This is a genomic window from Streptomyces sp. NPDC057002 (assembly GCF_042673825.1).
Lineage (GTDB): Bacteria > Actinomycetota > Actinomycetes > Streptomycetales > Streptomycetaceae > Streptomyces.
The window spans coordinates 89139-103486 of the sequence record NZ_JBHURZ010000002.1; the positions used below are offsets into that span (position 1 = coordinate 89139).

The 14348-nt window shown below is 71.6% G+C and carries 18 protein-coding genes and 1 riboswitch; of the genes, 8 read left to right on the forward strand and 10 right to left on the reverse strand.

The window, feature by feature from the left end:
- Nucleotides 1-7: 7 nt before the first annotated feature.
- The 4 genes from bla to bioB all read right to left on the reverse strand — a co-directional run bounded on the left by bla (nt 8) and on the right by bioB (nt 4177).
- A complete protein-coding gene (gene bla / locus ACFT32_RS08480; RefSeq protein WP_382487269.1) occupies nt 8-907 on the reverse strand; it encodes a class A beta-lactamase in 900 nt (299 codons plus the stop codon).
- Nucleotides 908-989: 82 nt separating this feature from the next.
- Nucleotides 990-1715 carry a dethiobiotin synthase gene (bioD, locus tag ACFT32_RS08485; RefSeq protein ID WP_382487271.1) on the reverse strand — a complete coding sequence of 242 codons (726 nt, stop codon included), beginning with the start codon at nt 1713-1715 and terminating at the stop codon, nt 990-992.
- A 1-nt stretch (nt 1716) separates the two neighbouring features.
- Nucleotides 1717-3012 (reverse strand): adenosylmethionine--8-amino-7-oxononanoate transaminase, encoded by a 1296-nt coding sequence (locus ACFT32_RS08490; protein ID WP_382487274.1) that lies wholly within the window; start codon nt 3010-3012, stop codon nt 1717-1719.
- Nucleotides 3005-4177: a biotin synthase BioB gene (gene bioB / locus ACFT32_RS08495; protein ID WP_382487276.1), complete on the reverse strand. Its 1173-nt coding sequence runs from the start codon at nt 4175-4177 to the stop codon at nt 3005-3007. Before bioB ends, ACFT32_RS08490 begins: the two co-directional genes overlap by 8 nt.
- A 150-nt stretch (nt 4178-4327) precedes the next feature.
- Between bioB and ACFT32_RS08500 the strand changes: the two genes are divergently transcribed.
- Nucleotides 4328-5455: an 8-amino-7-oxononanoate synthase gene (locus ACFT32_RS08500; RefSeq protein WP_382487277.1), complete on the forward strand. Its 1128-nt coding sequence runs from the start codon at nt 4328-4330 to the stop codon at nt 5453-5455.
- Nucleotides 5456-5551: 96 nt separating this feature from the next.
- Here the strand turns inward: ACFT32_RS08500 and ACFT32_RS08505 are convergent, their stop codons facing one another.
- Both ACFT32_RS08505 and ACFT32_RS08510 read right to left on the reverse strand, forming a co-directional pair.
- Nucleotides 5552-5782 carry a DUF397 domain-containing protein gene (locus ACFT32_RS08505; protein ID WP_382487279.1) on the reverse strand — a complete coding sequence of 77 codons (231 nt, stop codon included), beginning with the start codon at nt 5780-5782 and terminating at the stop codon, nt 5552-5554.
- Between the two features lie 9 nt (nt 5783-5791).
- Complete coding sequence (locus ACFT32_RS08510) at nt 5792-6652, reverse strand: helix-turn-helix domain-containing protein (protein WP_382487281.1); 861 nt, start codon at nt 6650-6652, stop codon at nt 5792-5794.
- A 213-nt stretch (nt 6653-6865) separates the two neighbouring features.
- On the opposite strand from ACFT32_RS08510, the gene ACFT32_RS08515 reads away from it, so the two are divergent.
- Entirely contained in the window at nt 6866-7324 is a 459-nt protein-coding gene (locus ACFT32_RS08515) for an ATP-binding protein (protein ID WP_382487284.1), read from the forward strand.
- 82 nt (nt 7325-7406) lie between these two features.
- Here ACFT32_RS08515 and ACFT32_RS08520 read toward each other — a convergent pair whose 3' ends face one another.
- The 4 genes from ACFT32_RS08520 to ACFT32_RS08535 form a co-directional block, all read right to left on the reverse strand.
- Complete coding sequence (locus tag ACFT32_RS08520; protein ID WP_382487287.1) at nt 7407-7592, reverse strand: hypothetical protein; 186 nt, start codon at nt 7590-7592, stop codon at nt 7407-7409.
- 359 nt (nt 7593-7951) lie between these two features.
- A complete protein-coding gene (locus ACFT32_RS08525; protein ID WP_382487290.1) occupies nt 7952-8425 on the reverse strand; it encodes a C40 family peptidase in 474 nt (157 codons plus the stop codon).
- Nucleotides 8426-8428: 3 nt separating this feature from the next.
- Nucleotides 8429-8641, reverse strand: a riboswitch (cyclic di-AMP (ydaO/yuaA leader).
- A gap of 345 nt (nt 8642-8986) precedes the next feature.
- Nucleotides 8987-9295: a hypothetical protein gene (locus ACFT32_RS08530; protein ID WP_382487293.1), complete on the reverse strand. Its 309-nt coding sequence runs from the start codon at nt 9293-9295 to the stop codon at nt 8987-8989.
- A gap of 7 nt (nt 9296-9302) precedes the next feature.
- On the reverse strand, nt 9303-9938 hold the full coding sequence (locus ACFT32_RS08535) for an ATP-dependent Clp protease proteolytic subunit (RefSeq protein WP_382487295.1): 636 nt from the start codon (nt 9936-9938) through the stop codon (nt 9303-9305).
- A gap of 90 nt (nt 9939-10028) precedes the next feature.
- On the opposite strand from ACFT32_RS08535, the gene ACFT32_RS08540 reads away from it, so the two are divergent.
- The 6 genes from ACFT32_RS08540 to ureG all read left to right on the forward strand — a co-directional run bounded on the left by ACFT32_RS08540 (nt 10029) and on the right by ureG (nt 14346).
- On the forward strand, nt 10029-10316 hold the full coding sequence (locus ACFT32_RS08540) for a type II toxin-antitoxin system Phd/YefM family antitoxin (RefSeq protein ID WP_382487298.1): 288 nt from the start codon (nt 10029-10031) through the stop codon (nt 10314-10316).
- 189 nt (nt 10317-10505) lie between these two features.
- Nucleotides 10506-10808, forward strand: a complete 303-nt coding sequence (locus tag ACFT32_RS08545) for an urease subunit gamma (RefSeq protein ID WP_162468422.1) — start codon at nt 10506-10508, stop codon at nt 10806-10808.
- A 12-nt stretch (nt 10809-10820) separates the two neighbouring features.
- Nucleotides 10821-11132, forward strand: a complete 312-nt coding sequence (locus ACFT32_RS08550; RefSeq protein ID WP_382487300.1) for an urease subunit beta — start codon at nt 10821-10823, stop codon at nt 11130-11132.
- Nucleotides 11125-12846: an urease subunit alpha gene (locus ACFT32_RS08555; RefSeq protein ID WP_382487302.1), complete on the forward strand. Its 1722-nt coding sequence runs from the start codon at nt 11125-11127 to the stop codon at nt 12844-12846. Before ACFT32_RS08550 ends, ACFT32_RS08555 begins: the two co-directional genes overlap by 8 nt.
- Nucleotides 12847-12856: 10 nt before the next feature.
- Complete coding sequence (locus tag ACFT32_RS08560; protein WP_382487305.1) at nt 12857-13531, forward strand: urease accessory protein UreF; 675 nt, start codon at nt 12857-12859, stop codon at nt 13529-13531.
- Nucleotides 13532-13665: 134 nt separating this feature from the next.
- Nucleotides 13666-14346 (forward strand): urease accessory protein UreG, encoded by a 681-nt coding sequence (gene ureG, locus ACFT32_RS08565; protein WP_382487307.1) that lies wholly within the window; start codon nt 13666-13668, stop codon nt 14344-14346.
- Nucleotides 14347-14348 lie beyond the last annotated feature (2 nt).

Sequence of the window (14348 nt, forward strand, 5' to 3'; positions counted from 1 at the left end):
GCGCTCCCTAGCCGAGTTCCGACGCCAGCAACGCGGCGGCCGAGGCCACCAGCGGGTTGTCGGCTGCGGCGTCCTCCTCCGGCTGGGTGGTCAGGACGGACATCACGATCGGCGGACCGTCCGGCGGCCAGGTGATGCCCACGTCGTTGTTGCCGCCGTACCGTCCTCCGCCGGTCTTGTCGGCGACCAGCCAGTCGGCGGGCAGCGCCTTGCGGAACTTCTCCGTGCTGGTGGTGTTGCGCAGCAGCCAGTCCGTGAGCCGCGCGCGGTCCCGGGGCTCCAGCGCGTCGCCGAGCACCAGACGGGCGTAGGTCAGGCCGACGGCGCGCGGGGAGGTCGTGTCGGTCACGCGCCACGGTTCCGCGGAGTTGAGCTCGGGCTCCCACCGGTCGAGCCGGGTGACCCCGTCACCGACCGAGCGGCAGAAGCGCGTGACGGCGGTCGGTCCGCCCAGCTCCACGAGCAGCAGATTGCCCGCGGTGTTGTCGCTGAAGCGGATGGTGGCGTCGCAGAGTTCGGCGACGGTCATACCGGTCGCGACGTTCTTCTCGGTGACGGGGGAGTACCCCGACTTCTTCACGTAGTCCTGGGTGTAGTGGACGCGCTTGGCCAGGAACTCGCCGTCGCGGTCGAGGTCCCGCAGGACAGCCGCCGCGGCCAGCGTCTTGAACACCGAGGCCATCGGGAAGCGTTCGTCCGCCCGGTAGGCCACGGTCCGGCCCGTGCGCAGATTGCGGGCGTAGACGCCCAGCCGTGCGGTGTGCTTCTGTTCGAGCTCCCTCAGCCGTGCGGTGACGCCACCGGTACCGGGTAACGCGTGGGCCGTGCCGCCGCCGAGCGAGAGAGCGGCGGCCGCGCCCACGACGAGGGCCGTACGGCGGGACGGGCGTGAGTGTGTCGCGTGCAAGGCGTTCCCTCCAGAGGTGATCACGTACGTAGTTCAACACGCGATCACGTCCGCCTCGGTTTCACCGCGCGCCCGCCGGGACTCAGGACACCGGGGGCGCCTCCCGCACCCGGAACGCCTCCGCGTCCCATGTACCGTCCAGACGAGGCGCCAGCCAGTGCGGCGCGGCCGATCGGAAGGCGGCGGGGGAGAGGGCCCCGGCCCCGGCGGGAACGGAGCCCAGCAACGGCGCTCCGGCAACGTCCGGCAGGTCCGCGAGATTGCAGCGCGCGGCGAGATCCGGAGCCGCGGGCCAGCTCCCGATCACGATGCCGGCCAGGTCGAGCCCACGGGAGCGGAGTTCACGCGCTGTCAGCTCCGTCGTGTTCAATGTGCCGAGCCCCGCCGGCGCCACGACCAGCACCGGCGCCGACAGCAGCCGGGCCGCGTCCGCCAGCGTGCCGCCGGCCGCGTCGAACCGTACGAGCAGTCCGCCGGCCCCCTCGACCAGCACCAGGTCGTGCTCGGTGGCCAGCTTGGCGGCGGCTTCCGCGACCTCCCGCGGATGCACCGGGGTACGACCGGCCCGGCGGGCGGCCGTGGCGGGCGCCAACGGCTCGGGGTACCGGGCGAGTTCGGCCGTCGTCACGGCGCCCGCGAGCCGCGCGACCTCGGCGGCGTCCCCCGGCTCGTCCGGCCGTACACCCGTCTGCGCGGCCTTCAGCACGGCCACGGACCGGCCGGCCGCTCTCGCCGCCGCGGCGACGGCGGCGGTCACGACCGTCTTGCCGACCTCCGTGCCCGTGCCCGTGATCATCAGTACCGACATGTCATCCCTCCCGCGCCGCCGCGCACACCGCCCGCGCGATCCGCGCCACATCCGCGTCGCCCGTGATGTACGGCGGCATCGTGTAGATCAGATCGCGGAAGGGCCGCAGCCACACGCCCTCGCGTACGGCCGCCTCGGTGGCCGCGTTCATGTCCACGGCGTGGTCCAGCTGCACGACCCCGATGGCGCCGAGGACCCGCACATCCGTCACACCGGGCAGCTCCGAGGCCCCCGAGAGCCCGTCCCGCAGCCCCGCCTCGATCCGCTTGACCTCCGCGAGCCAGTCCTGGCCGAGCAGCAGCTCGATCGAGGCACAGGCCACGGACGCCGCCAGCGGATTGCCCATGAAGGTCGGGCCGTGCGCGAGCACCGGCACTTCGCCCCGCGAGATGCCGTCGGCCACCCGCGCGGTGCACAGCGTCGCCGCCATGGTCAGATAGCCGCCGGTCAGCGCCTTGCCCACGCACATCACATCCGGCGTCATGGCCGCGTGCTCCGCAGCGAACAGCGCGCCCGTACGGCCGAACCCGGTCGCGATCTCGTCGAACACCAGCAGCACGTCGTGCGCGTCGCACACCTCCCGCAGCACCCGCAGATAGGCGGGTGAGTGGAAGCGCATCCCGCCCGCGCCCTGCACCACCGGCTCGACGATCACCGCGGCCAGCTCGTCGGCGTGCCGCTCGACCATGCCGCGCAGGTGCTCGGCGTACGCCTCGTCGTACTCGGCGGGCGGCGCGTCCGCGAACACCTGACGCTGGAGCACCCCGGTCCACAGGTCGTGCATCCCGCCCTCGGGATCGCACACCGACATCGGCTGCCAGGTGTCCCCGTGGTAGCCGCCGCGCCAGGTCAGCAGCCGCCGCTTGCCGGGACGGCCCAGCGAACGCCAGTACTGCAGGCACATCTTGACCGCGACCTCGACCGACACGGACCCCGAGTCGGCGAGGAAGACATGCTCCAGACCCTCGGGAGACATGTCGACAAGAAGCTTCGCCAGTCGTACGGCGGGCTCGTGGGTGAGCCCGCCGAACATCACATGGCTCATCCGCTCCAGCTGCCCGCGCGCCGCCTCGTTGAGCACCGGGTGGTTGTAGCCGTGGATCGCGGACCACCAGGAGGACATGCCGTCGACCAGCTCTCCCGAGCCGTCGGCGAGCCGCATCCGCACCCCGCTCGCCGACTCCACGACGAGCGGTTCCTGCCGTCCGGGCATCGGGCCGTACGGATGCCACACATGCCGCCGGTCGAGCTCCAGCAGCTCGGGCACCGTCAGCTCGGGCGGGGTCCGTTCAGGCATTGGGCGCGAGGTCCGTTCCGGCGCCCCTGCGGCGGACGGCGACCAGGTCGGTCCGGGCATCGGCGGCCGTACGGGGCTCGGAGGCCTCCGGGGCGGCGTCGGAGCCGCAGCCTCCACCACCCTCGGAACCGCAGACCCCGCCGCCGTCGTGGCAGCCGCCGGACCGGTGTTCGGGCAGCGTCACCTGGTCGGTGCCCTCCACCTCGAACCCGGCGTCCGCGATCATCTCGAGGTCGGCCTTGCCCGCTTGGCCCTCGGTGGTCAGGTAGTCGCCGAGGAAGATCGAATTGGCCAGGTTCAGGGCGAGCGGCTGCATCGAGCGCAGATGGACCTCCCGGCCGCCCGCGATGCGCACCTCGACGTCCGGGCACACGAAGCGCACCATCGCGAGGATCCTGAGGCAGCGCTGCGGGGTGAGGTTCCACTCCTTCGCCAGCGGGGTGCCCTCGACCGGGATCAGGAAGTTGACCGGAACCGAGTCCGGGTCCAGCTCGCGCAGCGAGTAGACGACGTCCACCAGGTCCTCGTCCGACTCGCCCATGCCCGCGATCAGCCCGGAGCAGGCGGAGAGGCCTGCCGCGTGGGCCTTCTCGACCGTGTCCACACGGTCGGCGTACGTGTGCGTGGTCGTGATCTCCCCGTACGTCGCCTCGGACGTGTTGAGGTTGTGGTTGTAGGCGTCGGCGCCCGCCTCGCGCAGCCGCTCGGCCTGCCCGTCGGAGAGCAGTCCGAGGCAGGCGCACACCTCGACGCCCTCGTTGCTCTCCTTGATCGCCTTGATCGTGTCGGAGACCCGGTCCACGTCCCGGTCGGTCGGACCGCGCCCGCTGGCCACCAGGCACACGCGCTTGGCGCCCCCGGCCACGCCGGCCGCCGCCGCGTCGGAGGCCTGGTCGGGTTTGAGCCAGGTGTACTTCAGGATCCCGGCCTGGGAGCCGAGCCGCTGCGAACAGTAGGAGCAGTCCTCGGGGCAGAGGCCGGACTTCAGGTTGACGAGATAGTTGAGTTTCACCCGTCGGCCGAACCAGTGCCGGCGCACCTTCCCGGCCGCGGCCACCACATCCAGCAGGTCGTCGTCGGATGTCGCGAGGACGGCGAGTGCCTCTTCGCGGGTCGGCAGCTCGCGCCGAAGCCCCTTGTCCACCAGCGTGTTCAGCAGGTCCATGAGAGCCGATCCTGTCCTACGGACCCGCTCCGGGCCAAGGAGAGTTCGCACAACAGAGTCGCTTCGAGGTGTGGGTATTGCCACATACTGACCTGCTGGTGGTCCCGCTAGTGTCTGTGCACTGCCTACAAAATTCCCGGAGGACCACCCATGGCGTTCGGCTGGATCGACGAGCAGGCGCGAGTGCGCCGCCGCGCCGGACTCGTACGGACTCTGCGCCCCCGTCCGGCCGCCTCACCGCTTCTCGATCTGGCGAGCAACGACTACCTGGGACTGGCCCGGCACCCCGAGGTCACCGAGGGCGCGGCACGTGCCGCGCGGGTCTGGGGCGGCGGTTCGACCGGCTCCCGCCTCGTCACCGGGAGTACCGAACTGCACGCGGAACTGGAAGCGGAACTGGCCGGATTCTGCGGTGCCGAGGCGGCCCTCGTCTTCTCCTCCGGCTATGCGGCCAACCTCGCGGCGGTCACCGCGCTGGCCCCGCACGGCTCACTGATCGTCTCCGACGCGGGCAACCACGCCTCGCTCATCGACGGCTGCCGGCTGGCCCGCGGTACGACCCAGGTGGTGGCGCACGCCGAGCCGGACGCCGTGCGCAAGGCGCTCTCGGCACACGAGGGCGCGGCGATCACGGTGTCCGACACGGTCTTCTCGGTGGACGGCGACGCGGCTCCGCTCGCGGAACTCGCCGCGGCCTGCCGGGAGCACGGCGCCGGGCTGGTGGTCGACGACGCCCACGGCCTGGGCGTCCTCGGCGACGGCGGCCGCGGCGCCCCGCACGCGGCGGGGCTCGCGGGCGCCGACGACGTCGTCGTGACGGTCACGCTGTCCAAGTCGCTCGGCGGCCAGGGCGGAGCCGTCCTCGGCCCCGCCCGGGTCATCGACCACCTGGTCAACGCGGCACGGACGTTCATCTTCGACACGGGGCTCGCCCCCGCGGCGGCGGGGGCGGCCCTGGCGGCCCTGCGGCTGCTGCGCCGCGAACCGGAACGGGCGGCCCGGGCCCGCGCGGTGGCGAGCGAACTGCACGCACGCCTGACCGCCGCGGGTCTGGAAGCGGTACGTCCGGACGCCGCGGTGGTCTCGGTGCGTGCGCCCTCCCCCGAGGACGCCGTGCGCTGGGCGGCCGAGTGCCGCGCGGCGGGCCTGGCCGTGGGCTGCTTCCGTCCTCCTTCCGTGCCCGACGGCATCTCACGACTCAGGCTGACCGCCCGCGCGGACCTGACCGGGGAACAGATCGAACGCGCTGTACGGCTGATCGGCGAGACGCGACCATGAGTCGGCGTGACACGGCCGGGCGTCGCACGATGACGGACTGAACGGTGACGGACTGAACAGTGACGGACTGAACGGTGATGGACCGATCAGAAACGGTCAGATGCGGTCGACCGCGGCCGTGAACTCCGCCCAGCTCCTCTGCGAGAAGAGCAGCGCGGGCCCGGCCGGGTCCTTGGAGTCGCGCACGGCGAACAGTCCGGCCCAGGGTGGGGTGTCCGGACACGCGGTCTCGACGCAGTTGTTCGCGCCGGTGCTGTAGCTGCTGCGCAACCACCGCACACCGTGCAGTTCGGTGCTTGAGGGGACATGACGAGGCAGTGCACGCATGGTGCCTCCTTACGCGCCGGCGGCTGTCCCGGCGATGAAATCCAACGAGTCCTCGGGCGAAAGGGCGTGGATCTGAAGGGCGTTGAAGGCCTCCGTGTAGGCCTGGAGGTCTTCTTTCCGTTCGAGGTAGAGGCTACTCGTCAAGTGGTCGAGAACAACTACGTTCAGATCAGAAGTGCTCGAAAATGAGAAAATAACGAAAGGGCCGGTGACGCCGATGTGCGCACCGGCGGCGAACGGCAGTACCTGGAGCCGCACCTGGGGCAGGCGCGCCGCCTCGACCAGCCGTTCCAGCTGCCGGGCCATGACCCCGGGCCCGCCCACCTCCCGCCGCAGCACGGCCTCGTCCAGGACGGCGCTCAGTTCCAGCGGCGGATCCGCGCGCAGCACGTCCTGCCGGGCCAGTCGCACCTCGACCAGCGTGTCCAGCCGGTCCTCCGGCAGCCCCTCCACCGCGGCCTTCGTCACCGCACGCGCGTACTCGGGCGTCTGGAGCAGCCCCGGGACGACGGTGGTCTCCAGCGTGCGCATCGCGGTGGCCTGGGACTCCAGGCTGATGAAGTCCCGGTAGGTCGGCGGCAGCACCCCGCGGTAGGCGTGCCACCAGTGGTGTCTGCCGCCCCCGTCGTCGGACCCCGCCAGTACCAGGAGCAGCTCGCGAAGTTGGGAGTCCGTCACACCGTAGGCGTCGAGGAGTAACCGCACATCGGCCGGTTTCACCCCGCTCGTGCCCGTCTCGATCCGGCTGACCTTGGACTGGTGCCAGCCCACCAGCCGGGCCGCCTCACCGCTGGTGAGGCCCGCCGAGGTGCGCAGCGCGCGCAGTTCGGCGCCCAGTTTCCGGCGGCGCACCGCGGGACCGTGCTGCATGGGCTTCTCCTTACTCCTTCCGAGCCACCCAAATACGGTCTCGCGTCGTAGAGTTCACCGCTTTGAGCGACAGATATATGCATATCTTGGTGGATCGCCGCCCTTCGCGGGTGTTCTGGTGGCACTCTGGCGGCGAAGCACCAGTCCGGGACCGTACTCGAACCGTCCGCTCCGTGTCGGGCTGCGGTCCCGTGGGAAAGGGACGACGTCGCCATGGCAGACCATTTGGAAACATCCGTCACTCTGCCGAGCGATCCCGCCTCGGTCTCCGCAGCGCGTGCCCACGTCGTGGACACGCTGGCGGAGTGGGGCCTGCCGGCGGGCACGGAAGTGTCCGACACCATCCGGCTCATCATCTCCGAGCTCGCCACCAACGCCGTCCAGCACACCTTCGGGCAGTCGCCCACGTTCACGGTGGACCTCGTGCTCGACCGCGACGAACGGCTGCGCATCGGGGTCACGGACAGTCACCCGCGGCTCCCCAGACGGCTCCCCGCCGCCGTCCAGCAGGACAACGGCCGCGGTCTGGTCATCATCCGCTGGCTGACCGTCGAATGCGGAGGCAGGCTCAGGATCCGCCCCACCCGTGAGGGCGGCAAGACCATCTCCGTCGAACTTCCGTGGACCGTCCCGGCCGAGCCCGTGACGGCGGCGGGACAGCAGGAACCGTAGCCTCAGCGCAGCGTGCCGCCCTCGAGTGCGCGCACTCCCGCCGGCGCGACCGACGTCCGCGCCACCGTCCCCGCAGAGCCTGTCACCGGCGCGGTGCGGGGATCCTGACGGTGCCCTGGGGCGCCGCCTCCCCGACGGCGGGCTCCGGCTCCTCGCGGCCGCCGCTCGTCTCCTCCCGCAGCCCCGCCCGTCGCACCAGCCGGGGGAGCACGCCCCACAGTCCGACGCAGACCAGCAGCACGGAACCGCTGAAAGCGAACACCAGCACGATCAGGCCCGTCGTGGCTGACCCGCAGCTCCTGGAGCAGCTCGACGAAGTCGCGGTCGGCGCGCTGCAGGGACTGTGCTCGGCCATGGCGCGATGAGTAGCCACTTGAGCCCGTGTCACGCTCCCGGCGTGGGGGGGGGGGGGGGGGGGGCCCCCCCCCCCCCCCGGGGGGGGGGGGGGGGGGCCCGCCCCCCCCCCCGCGGGGGGGGAGGGGGGCGGCGGCCCCCCCCACCCCCCCCGAGGGGGGGGGGTGGGGGTGGGCGGGGGCGGTGCGCGGGGGGTCTATCCCGCGGCGGGCCGGGGGCCCGGGGGGGGGGGGGGGGGGGGCGCCGCCCCGCCCCCCCCCCACGCCGGGTGGATCACTTCACGCGCCCGTACCAGACGCTCTTGGTCCAGATCTTCTGCAGCCGCACCACGTCCCCGCTCTTCGGGGCGTGCCAGAGCTTGTTCTTACCCGCGTAGATACCGACGTGGTACACGTTCCGGCCCGAGTGGAAGAACACCAGGTCTCCCGCCTTGCGGTTCTGGGCGGAGATGTGGCGGGTCTTGTTGTACTGCTGGGCGGCCGTGCGCGGCAGCTTCTTGCCGACCTTCTTGAACGAGTACAGCGTGAGGCCCGAGCAGTCGAACCGGTGCGGGCCGGTGGCGCCGTACTTGTAGGGCGATCCCTTCTTCGAGGCCGCTATCTGGAGTGCCTTGGTCGCCGACGTGGCTGCCGATGCCTCGGAGGCGAAGCCGGGGGCCACGATGGAGCCGCCCACGGCGGCGATGGTGAGGGCCGAGGCCGTACCGGCCCGGACCATGAGCGACGGGACACGATTGAGCGCAGTCATGCGCAACCCTTCGTCAGCCGCCTGTGAAGGATGACCTGTCGGATTCGGGCTGGCGAAGTTGCCCGGCCGCTGACGCGGCTTCACCCCAAGGGCTGCTCGGGTCCGGTCATGGCGTGACCGTCCCGGCGACCCGTCGTGCTTGGGTCCTCCACTCCTGCCGATCCACTCCTGTCGACCGGTCATCCAGGCGGCGGCAGGACTCGGCGTCCGCCCGGATCGCCCCGCCGCTGTGGCGGGGGCTTGTCGTCAGTCAGGGATCTTGACTGATGGTTGTCATGAAATCCCAACGGAACCGGGGATTTGTGTTGTTACTCACCACTCACCCGTTCGGGTGGACACGTCTGTGTTCGAGCCGGTGTCCACCACCCCGCGCACCGCCGGACCAGCGACGGAATGTCCTATTCCGCCCCTCCGCCCCTCGCGTCGCGCAACCGTGACGGTCCAAAAATTGGTGTCCCGTCTACTCCGAACAGCGGTACGTCGTTTGGCCCGTTTCGACTCAGGCCCGGACGCCACGTCGACAGAGCGGGCGTCCGGGCCGACGGATCAGCCGGATCAGGGTCAACCGACGGACTCCGGGGGCAGGGTGACGCGGGCGGTGCGGCGCTCGCCGTCCAGCACCCGCAGGGCCCGGGCCAGAGTGTCGGCGTGCAGTTCCGTCTCGCCCCGCTGGTGCATCACGGCCAGCGCGTCACGCAGTGCGGCCGCCTTGCCGACCAGGGCCTGGGCGGCGCGCAGTCCGCGATAGGTGTCGCCGTGCAGCGCCGGATTGATCCGGCCGAGCAGGTCCACGACCTCGAGGTAACGGTCGATCAGCTCCGCCTCCGCGCGGGTCAGGGCGGGCAGTGGAGGCAGTTCGGGCGGCAGCACCGGCGGCTCACCTTCCGGTCGGCGCGGCCATGGTGGCCTTGCGGTTGGGGATGATCCGGTCCACCAGGCCGTACTCCACCGCCTCCTGGGCGGTGAGGATCTTGTCCCGCTCGATGTCCTCGCTCACCTGTTCCCGGGTGCGGCCGGTGTGCCGCGCGAGCATCTCCTCCATGCGGGTCCGGATCCGCATCAGCTCGTCGGCCTGGATCGCCAGATCGCTGGCCTGTCCCTGGACGGGCTCGGGCAGGGCGGGCTGATGGATCACCAGACGCGCGTCCGGCAGCATGGACCGCTTGCCCGGCGTGCCCGCCGCCAGCAGCACCGTGGCGGCCGCCCCGGCCTGGCCCAGACAGACCGTCTCCACGTCACACGTGACGTAGCGCATCGTGTCGTAGAGGGCCGCCATCGCGTGGAACGCGCCGCCGGGGGAGTTGATGTAGAGCTGGATGTCGCGGTCCGGTGCCTGGTGCTCGAGGTACATGAACTGGGCCATCACGTCGTTCGCCGAGATCTCGTCCACCGGCGCCCCGAGGAAGACGATCCGCTCCTCCAGCAGCTTCGAGTACGGGTCCATGGTCCGCTGCCCGGAACTCGTGCGTTCGGTGAACTCGGGCAGCACGTGACGGGCGGACGGTCGGGTCATGGGGAACCCCTCCTCGCGGGCAGAGCCGTCTCCGGCGACAGCTTCGTCTGTAAAAAATGTACAGGACGTACGTCACGTTATGATGGCCGCATGGCCTACGAGATTCCGGTGACGCAAGCCAGGGCTGAGCTCGCCGACCTGATCAACCGCGTGGTGTACGCCGGCGAGCGCGTCGTCGTCACCCGGCACGGCAAGCCCCTCGTCGCCCTCGTGTCAGCCGATGACCTGCGGCGACTCGAAGAGGCCCAAGAACTCGCGGAGCCCGCCGAGGAGCAGGTGATCAGCGCCGTCTCCGCGGTCCGCGAGGTCGCGTCCGCTCCTCGCGAACACCGGCGGTTCGGGATCGCGGCGGAGCACCGGGGGGCCAACCCGGCGTAGTCCGGAGACCGGCACCCGAAACACCTGCGGGCGTGCGAGGCCCGTGATCACAGGCCTGAAGGATCACGGCTCGGTTAACGTGCCCGAAACTCGGTCCAACTAGCCTGCCGCCACGCCACCAGGGCTTTTCCCCCGGGGCTGCGGCAGCCGGGCCCCGCACGGTCCGGAGCGAGGACTGTGAGGTGGGACGTGCAACTGACCCCGCACGAGCAAGAGAGACTGCTGATCCACGTCGCGGCCGACGTGGCCGAGAAGCGCAGGGCCCGCGGGCTGAGGCTGAACCACCCCGAGGCGGTCGCGCTCATCACCTCGCACATCCTCGAAGGCGCCCGTGACGGCCGTACCGTCGCCGAGCTGATGTCCTCCGGACGCAAGCTGCTCACCCGGGACGACGTCATGGACGGCATCCCGGAGATGATCCACGACGTCCAGGTCGAGGCCACCTTCCCGGACGGCACCAAGCTCGTCACCGTCCACGACCCGATCGTCTGACGGGGAGCCGCCGTGATTCCCGGAGAGATCCTCTTCGCCGAGGACCCGATTGCGTACAACGAAGGCCGCGAGGTCACACGGCTCACGGTCCTCAACGCCGCCGACCGGCCCGTCCAGGTCGGCTCCCACTACCACTTCGCCGAGGCCAACCCCGGCCTGGAGTTCGACCGCGCCGCGGCCCGCGGCAGGCGGCTGAACGTCGCCGCCGGCACGGCCGTGCGCTTCGAACCCGGGATCCCCGTCGACGTCGAACTCGTTCCGCTCACCGGCGCCCGTGTCGTGCCCGGTCTGCGCGGTGAGACCGGAGGTGCCCTCGATGCCTGAGATCTCGCGTGCCGCGTACGCCGACCTGTTCGGCCCGACGACCGGCGACCGGATCCGGCTCGCCGACACCGACCTGCTGGTGGAGATCGAGGAGGACCGCTCCGGCGGCCCCGGCCGGGCCGGTGACGAGGCCGTCTTCGGCGGCGGCAAGGTCATCCGCGAGTCCATGGGCCAGGCGCGTGCCACGCGGGCGGAGGGCACCCCGGACACCGTGATCACCGGCGCGGTGATCATCGACCACTGGGGGATCGTCAAAGCCGACGTCGGCATCCGCGACGGGCGGATCACCGGCATCGGCAAGGCCGGCAACCCCGACACCATGGACGGCGTCCACCCCGACCTGGTCATCGGCCCGGAGACCGAGATCATCGCGGGCAACGGGCGGATCCTCACGGCCGGCGCGATCGACGCCCACGTCCACTTCATCTGCCCGCAGATCGCCGACGAGGCGCTCTCCTCGGGCATCACGACCCTCGTCGGCGGCGGTACGGGCCCGGCCGAGGGCTCCAAGGCCACCACCGTGACCCCCGGCCCCTGGCATCTCGCCCGGATGCTGGAGGCGATGGAGGCCTATCCGCTCAACATCGGCCTGCTCGGCAAGGGCAACACCGTCTCGCACGAGGCGATGCTGTCGCAGATCCGCGGCGGCGCGCTCGGCCTGAAGCTGCACGAGGACTGGGGCTCGACCCCGGCCGTCATCGACGCCTCGCTGACCGTCGCCGAGCAGACCGGCATCCAGGTCGCCATCCACACCGACACGCTCAACGAGGCCGGTTTCGTCGGCGACACGCTCGCCGCGATCGCCGGGCGGGGCATCCACGCGTACCACACCGAGGGCGCGGGCGGCGGGCACGCGCCGGACATCATGACCGTGGTCTCCGAGTCGTACGTGCTGCCGAGCTCCACCAATCCGACCCGGCCGTTCACCGTCAACACCGCCGAGGAACACCTCGACATGCTGATGGTCTGCCACCACCTCAACCCGGCGGTGCCGGAGGACCTGGCCTTCGCCGAGTCCCGGATCCGGCCGTCCACGATCGGCGCGGAGGACGTGCTGCACGACCTGGGCGCGATCTCGATCATCTCCTCCGACTCCCAGGCCATGGGACGCGTCGGCGAGGTCGTCATGCGGACCTGGCAGACCGCGCACGTGATGAAGCGGCGCCGGGGTGCCCTGCCCGGGGACGGACGCGCCGACAACCGCCGGGTCCGTCGCTATGTCGCCAAATACACGATCAACCCGGCGCTCGCCCAGGGCCTGGCCCGGGAGATCGGTTCGGTCGAGAGCGGCAAACTGGCCGACCTGGTGCTGTGGGAGCCGGCGTTCTTCGGCGTCAAGCCGCAGCTCGTCATCAAGGGCGGGCAGATCGCCTACGCGCAGATGGGCGACGCGAACGCCTCGATCCCCACGCCCCAGCCGGTCCTGCCGCGCCCGATGTACGGGGCGATCGGCCGGGCACCGGCCGCCAACTCGCTGAACTTCGTCGCCCCCTTGGCCGTCGAGGACGGGCTGCCGGACCGGCTGGGGCTCGGCAAGCGGTTCGTGGCGATCGAGTCGACGCGCGGGGTCACCAAGGCCGACATGCGGGAGAACGACACGCGCCCGGACGTGCGGGTCGATCCCGACAGCTTCGCGGTGCACATCGACGGGGAACTGGTCGAGGCGGCGCCCGCGGCCGAACTGCCCATGGCCCAGCGCTACTTCCTGTTCTGAGGACGCCCTGATGTCACGAGCAGCGCTTCTCGTCCTGGCCGACGGCCGCTTTCCCGCCGGCGGCCACGCACACTCCGGCGGAGCCGAGGCCGCGGTCAAGGCCGGGCGGATCAAGGGGGCGGCGAGCCTCGCGGACTTCTGCCGGGGGCGCCTGCACACGGCCGGATCGGTGGCGGCGGCACTCTCCGCCGCCGCGGCACTCGGGATCGACCCCGTCGCGCTGGACCGTGCCGCGGACGCCCGTACGCCGTCCCCCGCGCTGCGGCTCGCCGCACGCAAGCTGGGACGCCAGCTGATGCGAGCCGCCCGTTCGACCTGGCCGTCCACCGAACTGGACGCGCTGGCACGGGAGTTCCCCAAGGGCGCCCATCAGCCGGTGGTGCTCGGACTGACGGCACGGGCGGCCGGACTGGGGCCGGTCGACGCGGCGTACTGCGCGGCGTACGAGAGCGTGAGCGGCCCGGCCACGGCGACGGTGCGGCTGCTGAGCCTGGATCCCTTCGACGCCACGGGGGTGCTGGCCCGGCTGGCGCCGGAGCTGGACCGGGTCGTGGACCGGGCGGTGGAGGCGGCGCGGAGAGTCGTCGACGAGGGGGCCGACGCGTTGCCGGCGGGCTCGGCACCACTGCTGGAGATCGGGGCGGAGGTGCACGCGTCCTGGACTGTCCGCCTGTTCGCATCGTAGCGGCCTTCTGATCGGCCCCAAAGGGGCGCGGGGAACTGCGCGACCAGCCCCCACGCACCCGCACCCCGAAACCCGCGCTCACCACCCCGAACCCGGTCGCCCCGAACCAGGACCCTCTCCACCAGGAGCCGCACATGCACCTCGACCACCCCAACCCCCACGCCCCCACAGCCGTAAGTGCCGACGCCCGTCGACCCGACGGCACCCGCAGAGCGCTCCGCATCGGCCTCGGCGGACCCGTGGGGTCCGGCAAGACCGCCACCGTCGCCGCACTCTGCCGGACGTTGCGGGACGAACTGTCACTCGCGGTCGTCACCAACGACATCTACACCCGGGAGGACGCCGAGTTCCTGCTCCGGGAAGCCGTGCTGCCGCCCGAGCGGATCACCGCCGTGGAGACGGGCGCCTGCCCGCACACCGCGATCCGGGACGACATCTCCGCCAACCTGGAAGCGGTGGAGGACCTGGAGGACGCCGTCGGGCCCCTGGACCTGGTCCTCGTGGAGTCCGGTGGGGACAACCTCACCGCGACCTTCTCCAAGGGGCTCGTCGACGCGCAGATCTTCGTGATCGACGTGGCCGGGGGCGATGACATCCCGCGCAAGGGCGGGCCGGGCGTGACCACCGCCGACCTGCTCGTCGTCAACAAGACCGACCTCGCACCGTACGTCGGCTCGGACCTCGCGCGCATGGCGGCGGACGCCAAGGCGCAGCGGGCCGAACTGCCGGTCGTCTTCCAGTCGTTGCGGAGCGAGGCCGGGGTGACGGACGTCGCCGTGTGGGTCCGGGCCCGGCTCGCCGCGTGGACGGTGTGAGC

Coding starts and splice junctions, on each gene's coding strand:
- bioD (WP_382487271.1), bottom strand. CDS start 1,715: ATGTCGGTACTGATGATCACGGGCACGGGCACGGAGGTCGGCAAGACG.
- ACFT32_RS08490 (WP_382487274.1), bottom strand. CDS start 3,012: ATGCCTGAACGGACCCCGCCCGAGCTGACGGTGCCCGAGCTGCTGGAG.
- bioB (WP_382487276.1), bottom strand. CDS start 4,177: ATGGACCTGCTGAACACGCTGGTGGACAAGGGGCTTCGGCGCGAGCTG.
- ACFT32_RS08500 (WP_382487277.1), top strand. CDS start 4,328: ATGGCGTTCGGCTGGATCGACGAGCAGGCGCGAGTGCGCCGCCGCGCC.
- ACFT32_RS08505 (WP_382487279.1), bottom strand. CDS start 5,782: ATGCGTGCACTGCCTCGTCATGTCCCCTCAAGCACCGAACTGCACGGT.
- ACFT32_RS08510 (WP_382487281.1), bottom strand. CDS start 6,652: ATGCAGCACGGTCCCGCGGTGCGCCGCCGGAAACTGGGCGCCGAACTG.
- ACFT32_RS08515 (WP_382487284.1), top strand. CDS start 6,866: ATGGCAGACCATTTGGAAACATCCGTCACTCTGCCGAGCGATCCCGCC.
- ACFT32_RS08525 (WP_382487290.1), bottom strand. CDS start 8,425: ATGACTGCGCTCAATCGTGTCCCGTCGCTCATGGTCCGGGCCGGTACG.
- ACFT32_RS08535 (WP_382487295.1), bottom strand. CDS start 9,938: ATGACCCGACCGTCCGCCCGTCACGTGCTGCCCGAGTTCACCGAACGC.
- ACFT32_RS08540 (WP_382487298.1), top strand. CDS start 10,029: ATGGCCTACGAGATTCCGGTGACGCAAGCCAGGGCTGAGCTCGCCGAC.
- ACFT32_RS08555 (WP_382487302.1), top strand. CDS start 11,125: ATGCCTGAGATCTCGCGTGCCGCGTACGCCGACCTGTTCGGCCCGACG.
- ACFT32_RS08560 (WP_382487305.1), top strand. CDS start 12,857: ATGTCACGAGCAGCGCTTCTCGTCCTGGCCGACGGCCGCTTTCCCGCC.
- ureG (WP_382487307.1), top strand. CDS start 13,666: ATGCACCTCGACCACCCCAACCCCCACGCCCCCACAGCCGTAAGTGCC.